Raw genomic sequence first — 17,546 nt, 5'->3', positions numbered from 1 at the left:
CGGATCATGGCGGACATCACGGTCAAGGCAGCCTACGGGTCGGTCGTCGAGGACGAGGGGCAGCTCTTCGTCGGATTCGCCGAGGGTGAGGATGCCGACGAAGGCTATGTGCTGTTCCGGCAGGCCCTTGGCGGAGGGCCGGTCTGGTTCGAGGCGAGCGACGAGACCTTCGGAGCAGAGGACGCCATCGAGAGCGTTGCCGCCGGGCCGAAAGGGTTCGAGGTGACGATCCGGGCGGGCAAGCGCACGGCCTATGGCTTTGCGGCGACGGTTTCGGTCAGGGTCGGGCCGGGCTGCGAAGATGGGACCGAGGCGCTGGCGGCGCTGAAGGCGATGCTTGGCGAACTCTGGCGGGAATAGCTCGTCGTGCGTCTTCGACTTCTCCTCGCGGGGCCCAGGGACGAGGGACGAAGTCACCGAGGAGCGTTCGCGTGGCTCCAGACCGCGTGACGGATCCGGGCGACCTTGTAGGCGTCGAACACCGCCATTGCCCAGACGAAAAGCCCACCCGCCATCTTGCCGACGAAGGAGACCTCCGGCGCGGCGGTCTTCAGGGTGAAGGCCCCGAGCAGGATAGCGAAGCAGACGAAGATCAGCCCCCGCACCGGTTGACGGTTCAGGACCTGGCCCATGCCGGGAAGGAGAATGGCGACGGCAAGCACCAGCCAGGGGTTCAACGGTGGTTTCATGCAGAGTCCTTCGCAAGGGCAAGCACATCCTTGCGGATCGTGGCGAGCCTGTCGAGGAGAGGCGCGAGCCGCTCGGGGGACAAGGGCGTGCGACCCATTTCGGCCTCTCGGAAGATGAGGTAGCGGCCGCGGTCGGCTTCTTCGGCAAGGATGACGATGCGCAGGCCCTTGGGCGAAAGGACCAGTTCCTTCACGCGCGGGTCGGCAAACAGGTCCGCGTGGCGGTCGATCAGGGCGGGCGGCGGGATACGGGTGGCATCATCGCTGCGGATCGCGATGTCCTTCGGCAGATCGGGCGGCGTGGGCAGCGATTGCGGTAGGGTGTTGAAGCGGCTGAAGGGTTCGTTGCCCGTGGGCCGTGCCATCAGGTCGAGGGTCGCCGAAAGCGGCAGCGCCTCGGGCAGGGTGACGAGGACCCAGAGCGCGGGCAGCTTGCGGAAGGTCAGCGTGTCGGGGACGGCCTGAAGGTCGAAGGCCAGTCCGGCAGAGCGGCCGGTCATGCGGGGAAAGCCGGTGGGTTGCAGCTGCGTCTCGCCACCGTCGAACAAGGGCTTCACGGCATCAAGATACCCGGCGCGGGTGGCGTTCCGGGCGCGGCTTTCGCGGAGGAGGTTGAAGGCGAGCCAAAGACCGAGGGCGGCGAGGGCGATGCCAAGGGGAATGAGCGGGGACATGAGAAATGGCCCGCCCCTTTGGGGGCGGGCCGCTTGCCTTAGTAGCCCTGCGGTTTCGGCCAGGGCATCGTGAACTGGGTGCCCCGGTTCACGAAGCGATAGCGCCAGAAGTGGAACCACAGCGAAACCACGATGTAGAAGCCGATCATCGCCACAAGCTGGGTGCCGTAGCCCAGGAACACCGCGAAGAAGGTGATGCCGCAAAGCGTCAGCAGCGTCAGCGCGGGCAGCGGGTGGAACGGGTGTTCATAGCCGCGCTTGATCGAGTTCAGCGGCCATTTCTTGCGGAACATGATGATGTTCAGCGGCATGAACGTGTATTCCAGCAGGCCCGAGAGGATCGAGAAGGTGATCACCTGGTCGAGCGGCGCGCCCAAAGCGAAGATCAGCGCGATCGGGACCAGGAACACGATGGACCGGTAGGGGGTGCGGTACTTCGGATGGACCGCGCCGAACCAGCCGGGCAGGTACTTGTCGCGGCCCATGGCGAACCAGGCCCGCGAGGCGTCGTTGATGCAGCCGTTGGCGCTGGCCAAGGTGGCGAACAGGGTGCCGAAGCCCAGGAGCCAGACAAGTCCATTCGACCCGGACAGTCGGGCGGTGTCGAACAGGGGCGCGACCGAGCCATTGACGCCGTCGCCCAGGTATTCCCAGGGCAGCACGCCCGAGCAGATATACCAGGTCAGTGTCGCGGCGATGAGAAGGGTCATGATCCCCGCAAGCGTACCGAATGGCAGTGCGCGGGCTGGAGAGCGGACTTCCTCGGCCGCCTGGGTCGTGCCTTCGATGCCAAGATAGTACCACAGGCCGAAGTGCATGGCGGCAAGGACGCCGATCCAGCCGTAGGGCAGTTCATGCCCCTCGAACAGCGCCGCGTGCTCCATGAGTCCGCCGCCGAGGATGCCGGATGTCGAGAGAAACAGCACCAGGATCGCGACGAAGGCGATGGCGGTGATGACCAGGTTGAAGGTCAGCGTCGCCAGAACCCCCCGATAGTTCAGCCAGGCCAGGAACATGATGACCAGGATGATGAAGGGCCGCTGGTCCAGATCACCGGTATGACCGGTCATCGTGGCCACGACCGAGAAGAGGTAGCCGGCCGTGATGGCGTTGGCCGCCTCGAGCATCGTATAGGCGAAGACGAGGTAGAGGCCGACGTTGAAGGCCATCAGCGGGCCGACGATGTGCTTGGCCTGGGTGTACTGCCCGCCCGCCGCCGCGACGGTCGAGGTGACTTCGGAGTCGATCATCGCGACGCAGGTATAAAGAATGCCTGCGAACCAGCAGGCGATCAGCGCGGCATAGGCCCCGCCCTTACCGACGGCGAAGTTCCAGCCCATGTACTCGCCGACCAGAACGATGCCGACGCCCAGGGCCCAGACATGCGCCGGGCCAAGGACCCGCAGGAGGCCGACCTTGGTGCCGTGCGGCCCCATGCCGTCCATGACGGGCGAGGTGATATCGGTGTCTGTCATCATCTCACCCCTTGTGCTCTTCCGTCATGGCCTCGAGCTCGCCTTCTCGCGAGGAGGTCAGGACGTCTTCGGAATAGCTGGAATCGGTCTTCAGCCAGTCCATGATCATGTAAAGCCCGAACAGCGCCGACAGCGCCCAGGCCAGGTATTCAAGCCAGTTCCACAGATCCATCGCTGTCCCCTATTTCTGACCGAATTTTTCGGCGATGACCTCGCGGTACTCGACGTCCGAGAACCGCAGGATCAGGAAGTAGTAGAGCAGGATGACCACGACCATCGCGACAAGGGCGCCGACCGAAAAGCTGTAGTCGAACCGGGCGAGGATGAGGTCATGCGCGCTTTCGGGGGTGTAACCGAGCGCTTCGTATTTCGCCGCCTGCGCCGGGGTCTGGCCGAGCGCTTCCCATGTCGGGCTCGCAACGGCTTCGGCGACCGTCTTTGCCGCGCCCGCCATCCCCATCCACAGCGGCACGAACAAGGCGCCAACCGTCAGCACCACCAGCACGACGACGTCGATCAACTGGCTGGCCTTGCTTTGCTTCGGAGGTTCGTAATGCGCCATCTCAGCCCCTCCTGCCCTTGGCTTCGTCGAGGAACTTGATGTCGAGCCCGTACATGAAGTCGCGGTCCTCGCGGTAGTGGCGGAGCATTGCCAGGATGGCGCCTGTATTGAAGATCAATACGATGGCCCCGGCAATCAGAAGCAGCGTTCGCGCGCCGCCGGTTGGTGCCAGATTCCATGTCGCGATGGCGACAAAGATGATGGCGAACCAAAGGCCAATGACAAACGCCCATGCCACCATGACATCGCGCCGGTGCATCGCCTCAATCCGCTGATTGAGATCTCCCACAGTTCCCTCCCTTGGGCGCTTTGGTTTCCCGCGGAACGTGGCCCCGACGTCTTTCCCCACGCGGCAAAAGTTTTGCCGAAGGGAAAACCACCTGCGGCACTCTGTCAAGAAAAACCGCAGTTGCCTGAACATTGGGCACGGATTTTCCCGACAGGTGAAAAATGTTTCTTACCAGTTGATAGGTGGAAAAGACGGTGCTAGCGTGCTTTCAACCATGTGAAGGAGACGAATCCATGTGTGGCATCGTTGGACTTTTCCTCAAGGATCCGAAGCTTGAACCGCAGCTTGGCGCCATGCTGACGGACATGCTCATCACCATGACCGACCGCGGCCCCGACAGTGCTGGGATCGCGATCTATGGCGGGGGCAAGGACGGTCTGGGCAAGATCACCATCCAATCCGCGAATCCGGAAAAAGATTTCAAGAATCTCGACGGCGATCTGCACGACGCCATCGGCCAGCCGGTGACAATGCTGGTGAAGTCGACCCATGCGGTGCTGGAAGTGCCGCTGGGCCAGGTGGAGGCCGCCCGCTCGGCACTGGCACAGCTGCGTCCGGCGGTGAAGGTGATGAGCGTCGGCGACAGCATCGAGATCTTCAAGGAAGTGGGCCTGCCCAAGGACGTGGCCGCCCGCTTCGAGGTGTCGAAGATGAAGGGCACACATGGCATCGGCCACACTCGGATGGCGACCGAAAGCGCAGTGACCACGATGGGCGCGCACCCGTTCTCGACGGGGATGGACCAGTGCCTGGTGCACAATGGCAGCCTGTCGAACCACAACGGTCTGCGGCGCGAGCTGATCCGGCTGGGCAAGACCTTCGAGACCCAGAACGATACTGAAGTGGCCGCGGCCTATGTCAGCCAGAAGCTGGAAGAAGGCCAGAACCTGGGCCAGGCGCTGGAGTCCGGCCTGGATGATCTGGACGGTTTCTATACCTTCGTCGTCGGCACCCATAACGGTTTCGGCGTCGTCCGCGACCCGATCGCCTGCAAGCCGGCGGTCATGGCCGAGACCGACCAGTACGTCGCCTTCGGGTCGGAATACCGGGCGCTGGTCAACCTGCCGGGGATCGAGGATGCCCGCGTCTGGGAACCGGAACCCGCCACCGTTTACTTCTGGGAGCGTTGAGAGAATGCAGAGCTTCGATCTCGGCAAAGAGGGCCTGCGCGCCTTGAACAGTGCGCTGCACGGCCTGAAAGGCCAGACCAACATGACCGACTGGGAAGTCATCAACCCCAAGGGCGCCCATGCGATCGCCGCTGGGGTCGATGCGCCGGTGGACATCACCGTGCGCGGCTCGACCGGGTACTACTGTGCCGGAATGAACAAGCAGGCGACGATCCGCATCAAGGGCTCGGCGGGTCCGGGCGTGGCCGAGAACATGATGAGCGGGACCGTCATCATCGATGGCAACGCCAGCCAGTATGCTGGCGCGACCGGGCGCGGTGGACTTCTGGTGATCAAGGGCAACGCCTCCAGCCGCTGCGGCGTCTCGATGAAGGGGATCGACATCGTCGTCCACGGCAGCATCGGCCATATGTCGGCCTTCATGGCGCAGTCGGGCAATCTGGTGGTGCTGGGCGACGCGGGTGACGCGCTGGGCGACTCGCTTTATGAGGCGCGGCTTTTCGTGCGCGGCAGCGTCAAGTCGCTGGGTGCGGACTGCATCGAGAAAGAGATGCGGCCCGAGCACTATGCCCTTCTGGAAGACCTGCTGAAGCGCGGCGAGGCGGACGGCAAGGCGAAGCCGGAAGAGTTCAAGCGCTATGGCTCGGCCCGGAAGCTCTACAACTTCAACATCGACAACGCAGCGGCATACTGAGGCAAAGATGAGCGATTTTCCCCATACCCCGCCGCGCTATTCGGCCACCTTCACCCCGGCGGTCAACGCCGAAATCCGCCGCGCGGCGGCCTCCGGCATCTACGACATCCGCGGCGGCGGCACCAAACGGCACCTGCCGCACTTCGATGACCTGCTGTTTCTTGGCGCCTCGATCAGCCGCTACCCGCTGGAAGGCTACCGCGAGAAATGCGCGACCGACGTGTGGCTCGGTACCCGCTTCGCCAAGAAGCCGATCCACCTCGACATTCCTGTCACCATCGCCGGGATGAGCTTCGGCGCGCTGTCCGGCCCGGCGAAGGAAGCCCTGGGTCGCGGCGCCTCGGAAGCGGGAACCTCGACCACCACCGGCGACGGCGGTATGACCGAGGAAGAACGCGGGCATTCCAAGACGCTGGTCTATCAATACCTTCCCAGCCGCTATGGCATGAACCCCGACGACCTGCGCCGGGCGGATGCCATCGAAGTCGTGGTCGGCCAGGGCGCGAAGCCGGGCGGTGGCGGGATGCTGCTGGGGCAGAAGATCAGCGACCGCGTGGCCAACATGCGCAACCTGCCCAAGGGGATCGACCAGCGTTCTGCCTGCCGTCACCCCGATTGGACCGGCCCCGACGACCTTGAGATCAAGATCCACGAGCTGCGCGAGATCACCGACTGGGAAAAGCCGATCTACGTCAAGGTCGGCGGCGCGCGGCCCTATTACGACACGGCGCTGGCGGTGAAGGCCGGGGCCGATGTGGTCGTGGTCGACGGGATGCAGGGCGGCACGGCGGCGACGCAGGACGTGTTCATCGAGCATGTCGGGATGCCGATCCTGGCCTGCATTCCGCAAGCCGTTAAGGCACTGCAAGACCTTGGCATGCATCGCAAGGTGCAGCTGATCGTCTCGGGCGGGATCCGGTCGGGCGCGGACGTGGCCAAGGCGATGGCCTTGGGCGCGGATGCGGTGGCCATCGGCACGGCGGCGCTGATCGCGCTGGGCGACAACGATCCCAAGCTGGAAGCGGAATACCAGAAGCTCCAGACCACCGCCGACGCCTATGACGACTGGCACGAGGGCAAGGACCCGGCAGGGATCACAACCCAGGACCCGGAGCTGTTCAAGCGCTTCGATCCGGTGCTCGGGGGCCGTCGGCTGAAGAACTACCTGAAGGTGATGACGCTGGAGGCGCAGACCATCGCGCGGGCCTGCGGCAAGAACCACCTGCACAACCTGGAACCCGAGGACCTGTGCTCGCTGACCATCGAGGCGGCGGCGATGGCGGGGGTTCCCCTGGCGGGGACAAGCTGGATACCGGGACGGAACGGCGGCTACTGAAGCCGCCGTTTCCCTTCATCAAACAAGAAAAGACCAAGGGAGCTACAGTGATGGCGAAGGACCTTGCCAAATGGGCCAAGGATAAGGGCGTCAAGTATTTCATGATCTCCTACACCGACCTGTTCGGTGGCCAGCGGGCGAAGCTCGTTCCGACGCAGGCGATCAACGATATGGCGGTGGATGGCGCGGGATTTGCCGGGTTCGCGACCTGGCTCGACCTGACGCCGGCGCACCCCGACATGATGGCGGTCCCCGACCCCGAGGCGGCGATCCAGCTGCCGTGGAAGAAGGAGGTCGCCTGGGTCGCCTCGAACTGCGTGATGGAAGAACAGCCGCTGGCTCAGGCCCCGCGGAACGTGCTGCGCCGCCTGGTTGACGAGGCCGCCAAGGAGGGCCTGCGCGTCAAGACCGGGGTGGAGCCGGAGTTCTTCCTGCTGACGCCGGAAGGCGACAGGATCGCCGACCCCTACGACAATGCCGAGAAGCCCTGCTACGATCAGCAGGCCGTGATGCGCCAGTACGACTGCATCGCAGAGGTCTGCGATTACATGCTGGAGCTGGGCTGGGAAGCCTACCAGAACGACCACGAGGACGCGACCGGCCAGTTCGAGATGAACTGGAAGTATGACGACGTCTTGCAGACTGCAGACAAGCACAGCTTCTTCAAGTTCATGATGAAGTCGGTGGCCGAGAAGCACGGGCTGCGCTGCACCTTCATGCCGAAGCCGTTCAAGGGCCTCACCGGGTCGGGCTGCCACGCGCATATCTCGGTCTGGTCGCTGGACGGCAAGAAGAACGCCTTCGCCGACAAGTCGAAGGAGCTGGGGCTTTCCGACCAGGGCCGCAACTTCCTGGGCGGGATCATGAAGCACGCCTCGGCGTTGGCGGCGATCTGCAACCCGACGGTGAACAGCTACAAGCGGATCAATGCGCCCCGCACGTCCTCGGGCGCGACCTGGGCGCCGAACACGGTGACCTGGACCGGCAACAACCGGACCCATATGGTCCGTGTGCCGGGGCCGGGGCGGTTCGAGCTGCGGCTGCCCGATGGCGCTGCGAACCCCTACCTGATGCAGGCGGTGATCCTTGCGGCGGGCCTCGACGGGGTGCGGACCAAGGCCGATCCGGGGCGGCGCTACGACATCGATATGTACCAGATGGGCCATACGGTGAAGAACGCGCCGAAGCTGCCGCTGAACCTTCTGGATGCCCTGCGGGAGTTCGACAAGGACAAGACCCTGAAGGCGATGATGGGCGAGGAATTCTCGGCTGCCTATCTGAAGCTGAAGCACAAGGAATGGAACGACTACTGTTCGCATTTCTCGTCTTGGGAGACCCAGACGACGCTGGACATCTGACAATCTGCCCGCGCGTGGACAGTTTCTCGAACCCAGTGAAATCAATGGGTTGCTCGCGAGCGGTTGTAGAATCTTAACATTTGTCGGCGGGCGTTCGCGTCCGTCACGAGACCTGTCTTACCTGACCTGAACCCCCAACTGGCCCCGGAGCGATCCGGGGCTTTTCGTTTCTGTCAGGAATTTTGCCCCGAGGTAAAATTTCTTGACCCAAGTCAATGCCGACGGCGCAAGACGATGGTTAGTTGCGACAGATGCCAAACAGACGAAGGATGGATGTGATGACCAGCAAGATTCTCTGCCCGACCGACGGGTCCGACCACGCGACGATCGGTGTCATTCTTTCGGCGGAAGTTGCCAAGGCGACAGGCGGCCACCTGACCATCTGCGTGGTGAACATCGCGCATGGCGGCGTGCGTGGCCCGACCATCAGCCACTGGAAGACCGAAGAGGTTGCCAAGCTTCTCGCCGATTCCGAAGCTCTGGCGAAGAAGGAAGGCGCTGCCGATATCGGGACCGTCGAGGTGGTGGCCCGCGAGGCCGCTCCGGCGATCATCGCCTATGCCGAGCAGAACGGATACACCCATATCGTCATGGGCACCGGCGACAAGCGGGGCTTGCAGCGCCTTGTCCTGGGTTCGGTCGCAAGCGAAGTGGCCACCCGAGCCCATTGCACAGTGACCATTGCCCGCTGACCGGACTTGCGCCTAGAAATCGTGCAAGGGTTGTGACCCTGGACCCCGGAGCGCCGCTTCCGGGGTTCATCATGTTTACCATCAGGAAGAAGATTTGACACAGGCGCAACTTTGTCTCTAGGCTGACGGAAAACCGATACACGCCCTGGCGTCACAAAAGACTCAACATTCGGAGGTTGACCATGAAGAAGAGAGTAGCCGTCATCGGAGCGGGGCCGTCGGGCCTTGCGCAGCTGCGCGCGTTCCAGTCGGCCAAGGCGAAGGGCGAGGACATTCCCGAGGTCGTCTGCTTCGAGAAGCAGTCGAACTGGGGCGGCCTCTGGAACTATACCTGGCGCACCGGCCTGGACGAACATGGCGAGCCGGTGCATTGCAGCATGTACCGCTACCTCTGGTCGAACGGCCCGAAGGAAGGCCTGGAATTTGCCGACTATTCCTTCGAGGAGCATTTCGGCAAGCAGATCGCCAGCTACCCGCCGCGCGCGGTGCTGTTCGACTATATCGAGGGCCGGGTGAAGCGCGCCGGCGTGCGCGACTGGATCCGCTTCTGCTCGACCGTGCGGATGGTGAAATACAACGAGACCAAGGGGAATTTCACCGTCACGGTGCATGACCTGAAGGCCGACCGGATGTACGAGGAGGAGTTCGACAACGTCATCGTCGCCTCCGGCCACTTCAGCGTGCCGAACGTTCCGGAATACCCCGGCTTCGACAAGTTCAATGGCCGCGTGCTGCACGCGCACGACTTCCGCGACGCGCGGGAATTTGCGGGCAAGGACCTGCTGCTGCTCGGCTCGTCCTATTCGGCCGAGGACATCGGCTCGCAGTGCTGGAAATACGGCGCGAAGTCGATCACGGTCGCCTATCGCCACGCGCCGATGGGCTTCAAGTGGCCGGACAACTGGAAGGAAGTGCCGAAGCTGGAGCGGGTGGACGAGACCACCGCCTATTTCGCCGATGGCACGTCGAAGAAAGTGGACGCGATCATCCTGTGCACCGGATACAAGCACCACTTCCCGTTCCTGCCCGATGACCTGCGGCTGAAGACGGCGAACCGGTTGGCGGCGGCCGACCTCTACAAGGGCGTTGTCTGGGTCCACAATCCCAAGCTGTTCTACGTCGGGATGCAGGACCAGTGGTTCACCTTCAACATGTTCGACGCCCAGGCCTGGTGGGTGCGCGACGCGATCATGGGCAAGATCAAGATTCCGGCTGACAAGGCGGTGCTCTTGAAGGATGTCGAGGACCGGGTGGCGCATGAGGATGCGGGCCAGGATGCGCATGACGCGATCCACTACCAGGGCGATTATGTGAAGGAACTGATCGCCGAGACCGACTATCCGTCTTTCGACGTGGACGGTGCCTGCGAGGCTTTCTTCGAGTGGAAGGAGCACAAGAAGCAGGACATCATGGCCTTCCGCAACCATGCCTACAGATCGGTCATCACCGGCACGATGGCGCCGGTCCACCACACGCCCTGGAAGGACGCGCTGGAGGATTCGATGGAGAGCTATCTGAAGAACTGACCGGTTCCGACCCGTCAGGCAGCGGCGCCGGAGACGGCGCCGCTTTCTTTTTGGGCAGGTCCCGATCCCTGAACTGCGCTTTCTGGGAAACTTTCTTTCGCAGGGATCAAATTTTTCTCGCCATGACCGGAAGCCCGTGCTTTCCTGCGCGACATCAGGTCGCATGCAAAGGTCGGCCTGACGCGATTCTGACCAAGGAGAGGCCGGGGAAAAGGACGGGAACGACCAACGCCCGCGACACACAGAGATGATCGCACGGCGGACGCGAAGGGCAGGCGGAAGACTTGCCCAGACGCCGCAGGTGCAGCCCAACAGGAGAGAGGGAATGACGACTGAAACTGGATCGGGCCAGATGGTCCGGGCGCTGACGTGGAAGGGCGCCTTCTGGGTTGCGGCGGGTGTGCCGCCCCTGGTGCTGTTCTCGATCGGCGGGATTGCCGGGACGACGGGGAAGCTGGCCTTCCTGGTCTGGATCATCTCGATGATCATGGGCTTTCTGCAAAGCTTCACCTATGCCGAGATGGCCGGGATGTTCGGCAACAAGTCGGGCGGAACCTCGGTCTACGGCGCGACGGCCTGGCTGCGCTATGGCAAGCTGATCGCGCCGCTGTCGGTCTGGTGCAACTGGTTCGCCTGGTCGCCGGTGCTGTCCTTGGGCTGCGCCATCGCGGCGGGCTACATCCTGAACGCGCTGTTCCCGATTCCGCTGGCGGACAGTCAGCCGGTGCTGGACTGGGTGACGGCGAACCTTGGCAGCTATACGGCCGAGACCGCCTCGGTCGTGCAATACATGACTGACAACGCCGGAACGACCGCCGAACAGGCGATTCAGGCGGTGGCCAGCGCCGATGGCGTGGCCGCCCTGACCCCAGCCTTCCGGGTCTGGGAAGCCTTCCAGATCACCATTCCGGGCCTCGGCAACCTGCACTTCAACTCGACCTTCGTGATCGGCGTGGTGCTGATGCTGATCATCCTCTTCATCCAGGAACGCGGCATCGCGTCGACCGCTTCGGCGCAGAAATACCTGGCGATCATCGTTCTGGTGCCGCTGCTGCTGGTCGGTCTGGTGCCGCTCCTGAACGGCTCGATCAACTGGATGAACGTGACCAACCTGGCCCCGCCGACCGCCGCCTATTCCGGGGTCGATGGCGAGTGGAACATCGGCGGCTGGACGCTCTTCCTGGGCGGCATGTACATCGCCGCCTGGTCGACCTACGGCTTCGAGACGGCGGTCTGCTATACCCGCGAGCTGAAAGACCCGAAGACTGATACCTTCCGGGCGATCTTCTACTCGGGCCTGCTGTGCTGCATCTTCTTCTTCCTGATCCCCTTCTCTTTCCAGGGGGTCTACGGGGTCGAAGGGATGTTGGCGACCGGCATCGTCGACGGCACGGGCGTGGGCGAGGCGATGGGCAACATGATCGGCGGCGGCCCGGTCATCACCCAGATCTTCGTGATCCTGATGATCCTCGCGCTGTTCCTGGCGATCATGACCGCGATGGCGGGCTCGTCGCGCACGCTCTACCAGGGGTCGCGCGACGGCTGGCTGCCGAAATACCTGGGCGAGGTCAACAGCCACGGCGCACCGCGCAACGCGATGTGGACCGACTTCACCTTCAACGTGATCCTGCTGGCGCTGGCGTCCGACGTGGGCGGCTACTTCTACGTCCTTGCGATCTCGAACGTCGGTTACATCATGTTCAACTTCCTGAACCTGAATGCCGGCTGGATCCACCGTCTGGACAGCGCGCATATGGAGCGGCCCTGGAAGGCGCCGACCTGGCTGATCGGGCTGAACACGATCCTCGCCTTCGTCAACGCCCTGTTCCTGGGTGCGGGCGCCAAGGTCTGGGGCTACGAGAATGCGCTCTGGTCGGGGCTGGTCTTCGCGGCCTTCATCTTCCCGGTGTTCTGGTATCGCCACTATGTCGTCGACCAGGGCAAGTTCCCGAAGGAGGCCTATGACGACCTGGGCCTGCCCTATGGCGAATTGGGCGAGCGGAAGGCAGGGATGCTGCCCTACCTCGCGCTGGTTGCCGGGGCGGTCGTGGTGCTCTGGGCGAACTGGTTCTTCGTCCTGCCTGCCTGATCCTGCTTTGAGAGGCTGGAAGAGGCCGTCCGACAGGGCGGCCTTTTTCTTGAGCGAATGTTTTCTCACAAGAAATTTTGTTGCACTTCATTATTGCTTTCTGGCGGGAATCACCTGACACTGGACGAAAATCAACATGTCTCAGGGAGCCGACCGATGACCAATTCCTGGCGTTTCTCGACGCTGATCGACCGACACCGCGCGCTTGGGTCCGACCTGGAAGACTGGAGCGGGATGGGAACCGCCTGGTCCTATTCCAAGGGCGACCCGGATGCCGAATACATGGCGATCCGCACCAAGGCCGGGCTGATGGATGTCTCGGGTCTGAAGAAGGTCCACATCACCGGGCACGCCGCCAGCCATGTGATCGAACGCGCCACCACGCGGAACATGGAAAAGCTGATGCCGGGCCGGGCGGTCTATGCCTGCATGCTGAACGACGCGGGCAAGTTCGTCGACGATTGCGTGATCTACCGCATGGGGCCGAACAGCTTTACCGTCGTCCATGGCTCGGGCCAGGGGTATGAGCAGCTGACGATGGCCGCCACCGGGCGCGACGTGTCGATCCGCTTCGATGACAACCTGCACGACCTGTCGCTGCAAGGGCCGCTGGCGGTGGACTATCTGGAAAAGCACGTCCCCGGCGTCCGCGCGCTGCCCTATTTCGGGCACATGCCGACCAGCCTTTTCGGCAAGCCGATCACCCTTTCCCGGACCGGCTATACCGGCGAGCGCGGCTATGAGATATTCTGCCGGGGTCAGGATGCCGTGGAAATCTGGGACCGCATCCTGGAAGAAGGCGCCAGCATGGGGATCATCCCCTGCCGCTTCACCACGCTCGACATGCTGCGCACCGAGAGCTACCTGCTGTTCTTCCCGTTCGACAATTCGGAAATGTATCCGTTCGAGAACGAAGGCCCCGGCGATACCTTGTGGGAACTGGGCCTCGACTTCACTGTCTCGCCTGGCAAGACCGGCTTCCGCGGCGCCGAGGAACACTACCGACTGAAGGGCAAGGAGCGTTTCAAGATTTCCGGCCTGAAGCTGGAAGGCAAGAACGTGCCCGGCAACGGCGCGCCGGTGTTCAAGGGCGGCAAGCAGGTTGGCGTCGTGACGCAGGCAATGTATTCGCCGCTGAACGACTGGACCGTCGCCATTGCCCGCCTGCCGGTGGCCGATGCCAACAACGGCACCGAGCTGGAGGTGCGCTGCGGGACGCACGGCCCGATCAAGGCGAAGTCGGCATCGCTGCCGTTCTACGACGTGGACAAGAAGCGCCGCACCGCGAAGTGACCATCTTCGGGACCCGCCCGTCGGGCGGGTCCCCCTGCCAGGGAAGCCCAAGCTGTGAAGACCTTGCTGACCCCCGTGGACGCCCCTTCGATCCGAAGCCGTCCGGTCTATGCGGCCCTTGAGCCGCGCCGCGCCAGTCTGCACCTGATCGTTGCCGATGGCGAAGGCGCGGGCGCGATCGTGGACATGCTGGGCAAGGCGGAGGATCGTTCGCAGATGCTGGCGGCGACGCATGTGATGTATTGCCCCGGCCCGGACGGCAGCGACCAGTCGGCGGCGCTGGAGGGCCTGGGCGCGGGGCAGTATTTCCGCGCGCCCTCGATCCCGGCGCTCTTGCCCCGGCTGGCGCGGGTGCTGTCGGCGGCGCATATGGGGACGCAGTTCTATCTCGCGGGCTCGGAAGGGCTGATCGGCCAGGCGGAGCGCGACATCATGAACACCGGCTTTCCGCACGCCTCGGTCCAGAAGGAACAGCGCGGCTCGACGGTCAGGCGGGTGCAGTGCGTGCATTGCAAGGGGATCACCGAGAACGTGGCGACCGATCCGTTCAGATGCAGCCATTGCGGGCTGAGCCTCTTTGTCCGCGACCATTACTCCCGGCGGCTCGCGGCCTTTCAGGGGGTTAATATCGACGCGGAAGACCCCGGACAGGTGCCGGAAAGCGTGGTGAGGTTCAAATGAGCGGGGTCGCGAAACTCCAGGTCAGGGTGGCCGAGGTCGTCGAGGTCAACGAACTGATCAAGCGCTTCCGCTTCGTCAGCCGCGACGGGTCCGACCTGCCGGCCTTTTCCGGCGGGGCGCATACCGTGGTCGAGATGGACGACCATGGGACCCGCAGGCTGAACCCCTATTCGCTGATGTCCGACCCCGAGGACCGGACTGCTTACGAAATCTCGGTCCGGCGCGATGACGTGGGGCGCGGCGGGTCGCTCTTCATGCACCAGCAGGTGACGCCGGGGATGGAGATGACGCTCTCCTACCCGGTGAACCTGTTCCCGCTGGACAACCGGGCGAAGAAGCACCTGATGATCGCGGGCGGCATCGGGATCACCCCCTTCCTGGCGCAGGTCGCGCAGTTGACGCATTTCGGCGGCAGGTTCGAGCTGCACTATTCGGCGCGGTCGAAGCCGCTGGGCGCCTATATGGACCGGCTCACCACCGCGCATCCCGACCGGGTGCACTGCTATTTCGACGACCAGAAGCAGATGATCGACCTGAAGCAGGTGCTGGAGAACCAGCCGATCGGGACGCATCTCTACGTCTGCGGTCCGAAAGGGATGATCGCCTGGGTGCTGTCGACCGCCGAGGGCATGGGCTGGCCGAAACAGGCGCTGCATTCGGAGGAGTTCATCGCCCCCGGCACCGGCCTTCCCTTCACGGTCGAACTGGCGGCCAGCGGCAAGACGCTTACCGTGGGCCCAACGCAATCGCTTCTCGAAGCGATGGAAGCCGCCGGGGTGGACGCGCCCTATCTATGCCGGGGCGGCGCCTGCGGGCAATGCGAAACGGCCGTTCACAGATGCGACGGCACCATTCTGCACCGCGATCACTGGCTGACGCCGGAAGAACAGGCTTCCAACACCAAGATCATGCCCTGCGTCAGCCGCTTCGAGGGCAAGACCCTTGTCATCGACCGATAGGAGAATCGCATGAGCCTTGACTTCAAGACGGGCGCCTTCAACGACTTCTTCCGGGACGAGACCTTCCGCGGCGATTTCACCTATCGCAACTCCAACCCCCGCCGGTTCCCGTTCCCCTTCGACCGCGACGACTACATGTATTCGGTCAACATGGAGCCGCATGTGCCGGGCCGTCCGGGTTCGGTGTTCGAACACCTGCTGGACGTGGACGAGCATTACGTCGCCGAGATGATCGACCGCGCCAAGGTGCTGGCGGACGATCCGCTGCGTTGCCAGTCGCTGCCGCACATGACGCTGGCCGGCTGGGACACGCTGGAACTGGTGATGGAAGCCAAGGCGCGGGACTATCCGCAATGGTTCAGCCTGTCCAAGGATGGCAATCGCTGGCACTGGGTGAACCGTCCGCTGGGGATCGAACAATCGTTCACATTTCTGGACGAAAGCACGCTGCACTATCCGCCCTTCGAATACATCATGCGACAGACCCAGGGCGACTGGACGCTGCAGGACGAACGCGATGGGACGCTCTGGATGGATGCGGGGATCGCAACCAGCCAGGCCGACTGGTCGGTGGACTTCGACGTGGGAATGAATTTCCACGAATGGCACGCCCCCGTGCCGCTGGCGCATGAGAAGGGCGTCTTCGACCGGGCGCTCAAGTTCCTGTTGAAGCTCCAGCACGGGGCCCCGGTGCGGCGGTTCAACTGGACGATGACGGTGAACCCGCTCCTCGACACCGCGCCGGAGACCTATCCGAAATGGGGGCCGATGAAGACGAGCCTGACGCCGGAGAACCTGGGCCAGAAGCAGCACCTGCGGGTAGAACTGCAAAGCCTCTACCGCCTGCCCCGGTCGAACGCGATCGCCTTCGACATCCGCTGCTACCTGGCGAGTTTCGACGAGATCGTCACGGTGCCGAAATGGGCGCGTCGCCTGCACCGGGTGGTGCGCGACCTGCCCGACGAACTGGCCACCTACAAGGGTTTCATCCGCAACCGCCCGGCGATGGTGGACTGGCTGGCGAAACACGATGACGGCGCCCCCACCTCGCCCGGCTGGTGGCCCGATGACTGAGCGCGGGCCGCTCCGCCTGGGGTTCCTGATGTTCCCGGGCTTCCCGATGGCCTGCCTGACTTCGGCCATCGAGCCTCTGCGCGCCGCGAACGAGATCACCGGCCGGCGGGAGTTCGTCTGGTCGCTGGTCGCCGAGGCGGCAGCCCCCGTGCGGTCCAGCGCCGAGATCGGGTTCGATCCCGATGTGACCTTAGGCGACCTCGAGGCGGTGGATCACCTCTACCTGCTGTCGCCGCCGACTGCCGAATACGCCGATCCGCGCCGCAGCCCCGCGAAACTGCGCTGGCTGGACCGGACCGGAGTGACTTTGGGCGCCTTCTCGGGTGGCATCTTCCCGCTGGCCCGCGCTGGTCTCCTGGAGGGACGGCCCTGTTCGGTGCACTGGTGCTACGAGGCGGCGTTCAAGGCCGACTTCCCGGCGGTCGAGTCGCGCGAGGTGACAATCCTGCGCGAAGGCCGCCGCATCACCGCCAGCGGCGCGGGCGCGGTCTTCGACCTGATGCTGCGCCTGATCGAGGAGCGCCTCGGCCGCGACTGCATGACCGAGGTTGCCTGCTGGTTCCAGCATCCCTTCGTCCGTGACGCCGACGCCAGCCAGAAGGTCCCCGTCGCCCGCGCGGGCGGCACGACCGATAGCCTGCCGATGGCGATCCGCGAGGCGATCCGGCTGTTCGAGACCCATGTCGAAGACCCCCTCCGCATCCCCGACGTCGCGCAGGCCGTGGGCCTGTCGGGCCGTCACTTCGAACGCATGTTCAAGCGCGAGACCGGGCAGAGTCCCTTGCGCTACTACCACCATCTGCGGCTGATGAAGGCGCGGCAGCGGGTGCTTTACTCCAACGATTCCTTGCGCGAGATCGCCGCTTCGGTCGGCTACATGACCTCCAGCCCGATGATCCGGCACTATACCGAGTTCTTCGGCGTCTCCCCCCGCGATGAGCGGCGGCTAACCCAGTCGATGAGGCGCGCCCCGGTGCGGGTGGAAGCGGCGGAGTAGGGAGCGCAAAGGGTGGGCGAGGCGCCTG

19 protein-coding genes are annotated in these 17,546 nt (G+C 63.9%); 13 read left to right on the top strand and 6 right to left on the bottom strand.

The genetic code is table 11. The annotated features are described in order from the left end of the window. The first annotated feature begins 6 nt into the window (after nucleotides 1-6). Nucleotides 7-360, top strand: coding sequence for a hypothetical protein (locus JNJ68_RS09140; RefSeq protein WP_294981707.1), 354 nt, complete (start codon nucleotides 7-9; stop codon nucleotides 358-360). Nucleotides 361-413: 53 nt separating this feature from the next. Here the strand turns inward: JNJ68_RS09140 and JNJ68_RS09135 are convergent, their stop codons facing one another. Genes JNJ68_RS09135 through JNJ68_RS09110 form a run of 6 tightly spaced genes read right to left on the bottom strand, consistent with a single transcriptional unit; the run spans nucleotide 414 to nucleotide 3,689 of the window. After that, nucleotides 414-689, bottom strand: a complete 276-nt coding sequence (locus JNJ68_RS09135; RefSeq protein WP_294981706.1) for a hypothetical protein — start codon at nucleotides 687-689, stop codon at nucleotides 414-416. Continuing rightward, on the bottom strand, nucleotides 686-1,363 hold the full coding sequence (locus tag JNJ68_RS09130) for a hypothetical protein (protein ID WP_294981704.1): 678 nt from the start codon (nucleotides 1,361-1,363) through the stop codon (nucleotides 686-688). The genes JNJ68_RS09135 and JNJ68_RS09130 overlap by 4 nt, the downstream gene beginning before the upstream one ends. Nucleotides 1,364-1,401: 38 nt before the next feature. Continuing rightward, complete coding sequence (locus JNJ68_RS09125) at nucleotides 1,402-2,838, bottom strand: APC family permease (protein ID WP_294981702.1); 1,437 nt, start codon at nucleotides 2,836-2,838, stop codon at nucleotides 1,402-1,404. A gap of 4 nt (nucleotides 2,839-2,842) precedes the next feature. Continuing rightward, complete coding sequence (locus JNJ68_RS09120; protein ID WP_294981700.1) at nucleotides 2,843-3,010, bottom strand: hypothetical protein; 168 nt, start codon at nucleotides 3,008-3,010, stop codon at nucleotides 2,843-2,845. Between the two features lie 9 nt (nucleotides 3,011-3,019). Next, nucleotides 3,020-3,400 carry a hypothetical protein gene (locus JNJ68_RS09115; protein WP_294981698.1) on the bottom strand — a complete coding sequence of 127 codons (381 nt, stop codon included), beginning with the start codon at nucleotides 3,398-3,400 and terminating at the stop codon, nucleotides 3,020-3,022. Between the two features lies 1 nt (nucleotide 3,401). Continuing rightward, nucleotides 3,402-3,689, bottom strand: a complete 288-nt coding sequence (locus JNJ68_RS09110; RefSeq protein WP_294981696.1) for a hypothetical protein — start codon at nucleotides 3,687-3,689, stop codon at nucleotides 3,402-3,404. Nucleotides 3,690-3,922: 233 nt separating this feature from the next. Here JNJ68_RS09110 and JNJ68_RS09105 point away from each other — a divergent pair, with 233 nt between their 5' ends. The 12 genes from JNJ68_RS09105 to JNJ68_RS09050 all read left to right on the top strand — a co-directional run bounded on the left by JNJ68_RS09105 (nucleotide 3,923) and on the right by JNJ68_RS09050 (nucleotide 17,518). Continuing rightward, complete coding sequence (locus tag JNJ68_RS09105; protein ID WP_294981695.1) at nucleotides 3,923-4,819, top strand: glutamine amidotransferase family protein; 897 nt, start codon at nucleotides 3,923-3,925, stop codon at nucleotides 4,817-4,819. Between the two features lie 4 nt (nucleotides 4,820-4,823). Beyond that, a complete protein-coding gene (locus JNJ68_RS09100; RefSeq protein ID WP_294981694.1) occupies nucleotides 4,824-5,513 on the top strand; it encodes a GXGXG domain-containing protein in 690 nt (229 codons plus the stop codon). Nucleotides 5,514-5,520: 7 nt separating this feature from the next. Next, nucleotides 5,521-6,849, top strand: a complete 1,329-nt coding sequence (locus JNJ68_RS09095) for an FMN-binding glutamate synthase family protein (protein ID WP_294981692.1) — start codon at nucleotides 5,521-5,523, stop codon at nucleotides 6,847-6,849. A 50-nt stretch (nucleotides 6,850-6,899) separates the two neighbouring features. Then, entirely contained in the window at nucleotides 6,900-8,207 is a 1,308-nt protein-coding gene (gene glnT / locus JNJ68_RS09090; RefSeq protein ID WP_294981691.1) for a type III glutamate--ammonia ligase, read from the top strand. Nucleotides 8,208-8,485: 278 nt separating this feature from the next. Continuing rightward, nucleotides 8,486-8,899 (top strand): universal stress protein, encoded by a 414-nt coding sequence (locus JNJ68_RS09085; RefSeq protein WP_294981689.1) that lies wholly within the window; start codon nucleotides 8,486-8,488, stop codon nucleotides 8,897-8,899. Between the two features lie 182 nt (nucleotides 8,900-9,081). After that, entirely contained in the window at nucleotides 9,082-10,425 is a 1,344-nt protein-coding gene (locus JNJ68_RS09080) for an NAD(P)/FAD-dependent oxidoreductase (protein ID WP_294981688.1), read from the top strand. Nucleotides 10,426-10,750: 325 nt separating this feature from the next. Further along, complete coding sequence (locus JNJ68_RS09075) at nucleotides 10,751-12,514, top strand: APC family permease (protein ID WP_294981686.1); 1,764 nt, start codon at nucleotides 10,751-10,753, stop codon at nucleotides 12,512-12,514. A gap of 156 nt (nucleotides 12,515-12,670) precedes the next feature. Next, nucleotides 12,671-13,807 (top strand): aminomethyltransferase family protein, encoded by a 1,137-nt coding sequence (locus tag JNJ68_RS09070; protein WP_294981685.1) that lies wholly within the window; start codon nucleotides 12,671-12,673, stop codon nucleotides 13,805-13,807. A gap of 75 nt (nucleotides 13,808-13,882) precedes the next feature. Beyond that, nucleotides 13,883-14,488 (top strand): dimethylamine monooxygenase subunit DmmA family protein, encoded by a 606-nt coding sequence (locus JNJ68_RS09065; protein WP_363165673.1) that lies wholly within the window; start codon nucleotides 13,883-13,885, stop codon nucleotides 14,486-14,488. Further along, nucleotides 14,485-15,447 carry a PDR/VanB family oxidoreductase gene (locus JNJ68_RS09060; RefSeq protein ID WP_294981683.1) on the top strand — a complete coding sequence of 321 codons (963 nt, stop codon included), beginning with the start codon at nucleotides 14,485-14,487 and terminating at the stop codon, nucleotides 15,445-15,447. The genes JNJ68_RS09065 and JNJ68_RS09060 overlap by 4 nt, the downstream gene beginning before the upstream one ends. Nucleotides 15,448-15,456: 9 nt before the next feature. After that, the gene (locus tag JNJ68_RS09055) at nucleotides 15,457-16,521 is read left to right on the top strand and encodes a DUF3445 domain-containing protein (protein ID WP_294981681.1); all 1,065 of its coding nucleotides are present in this window, start codon (nucleotides 15,457-15,459) and stop codon (nucleotides 16,519-16,521) included. Further along, complete coding sequence (locus JNJ68_RS09050; RefSeq protein ID WP_294981680.1) at nucleotides 16,514-17,518, top strand: GlxA family transcriptional regulator; 1,005 nt, start codon at nucleotides 16,514-16,516, stop codon at nucleotides 17,516-17,518. Before JNJ68_RS09055 ends, JNJ68_RS09050 begins: the two co-directional genes overlap by 8 nt. Nucleotides 17,519-17,546: the final 28 nt, after the last annotated feature.

Origin of the sequence: Tabrizicola sp., assembly GCF_016793705.1 — a bacterium.
Taxonomy (GTDB): domain Bacteria; phylum Pseudomonadota; class Alphaproteobacteria; order Rhodobacterales; family Rhodobacteraceae; genus Tabrizicola.
Note: the sequence above shows the minus strand (reverse complement) of the source record. Positions and strands in the feature narration are given on the sequence as shown.

Bases quoted from the DNA above. Each gene is read 5' to 3' on its own strand.
- JNJ68_RS09140 (WP_294981707.1), top strand. From the start codon at position 7: ATGGCGGACATCACGGTCAAGGCAGCCTACGGGTCGGTCGTCGAGGAC.
- JNJ68_RS09135 (WP_294981706.1), bottom strand. From the start codon at position 689: ATGAAACCACCGTTGAACCCCTGGCTGGTGCTTGCCGTCGCCATTCTC.
- JNJ68_RS09130 (WP_294981704.1), bottom strand. From the start codon at position 1,363: ATGTCCCCGCTCATTCCCCTTGGCATCGCCCTCGCCGCCCTCGGTCTT.
- JNJ68_RS09125 (WP_294981702.1), bottom strand. From the start codon at position 2,838: ATGACAGACACCGATATCACCTCGCCCGTCATGGACGGCATGGGGCCG.
- JNJ68_RS09120 (WP_294981700.1), bottom strand. From the start codon at position 3,010: ATGGATCTGTGGAACTGGCTTGAATACCTGGCCTGGGCGCTGTCGGCG.
- JNJ68_RS09115 (WP_294981698.1), bottom strand. From the start codon at position 3,400: ATGGCGCATTACGAACCTCCGAAGCAAAGCAAGGCCAGCCAGTTGATC.
- JNJ68_RS09105 (WP_294981695.1), top strand. From the start codon at position 3,923: ATGTGTGGCATCGTTGGACTTTTCCTCAAGGATCCGAAGCTTGAACCG.
- JNJ68_RS09100 (WP_294981694.1), top strand. From the start codon at position 4,824: ATGCAGAGCTTCGATCTCGGCAAAGAGGGCCTGCGCGCCTTGAACAGT.
- JNJ68_RS09095 (WP_294981692.1), top strand. From the start codon at position 5,521: ATGAGCGATTTTCCCCATACCCCGCCGCGCTATTCGGCCACCTTCACC.
- glnT (WP_294981691.1), top strand. From the start codon at position 6,900: ATGGCGAAGGACCTTGCCAAATGGGCCAAGGATAAGGGCGTCAAGTAT.
- JNJ68_RS09085 (WP_294981689.1), top strand. From the start codon at position 8,486: ATGACCAGCAAGATTCTCTGCCCGACCGACGGGTCCGACCACGCGACG.
- JNJ68_RS09080 (WP_294981688.1), top strand. From the start codon at position 9,082: ATGAAGAAGAGAGTAGCCGTCATCGGAGCGGGGCCGTCGGGCCTTGCG.
- JNJ68_RS09075 (WP_294981686.1), top strand. From the start codon at position 10,751: ATGACGACTGAAACTGGATCGGGCCAGATGGTCCGGGCGCTGACGTGG.
- JNJ68_RS09070 (WP_294981685.1), top strand. From the start codon at position 12,671: ATGACCAATTCCTGGCGTTTCTCGACGCTGATCGACCGACACCGCGCG.
- JNJ68_RS09060 (WP_294981683.1), top strand. From the start codon at position 14,485: ATGAGCGGGGTCGCGAAACTCCAGGTCAGGGTGGCCGAGGTCGTCGAG.
- JNJ68_RS09055 (WP_294981681.1), top strand. From the start codon at position 15,457: ATGAGCCTTGACTTCAAGACGGGCGCCTTCAACGACTTCTTCCGGGAC.
- JNJ68_RS09050 (WP_294981680.1), top strand. From the start codon at position 16,514: ATGACTGAGCGCGGGCCGCTCCGCCTGGGGTTCCTGATGTTCCCGGGC.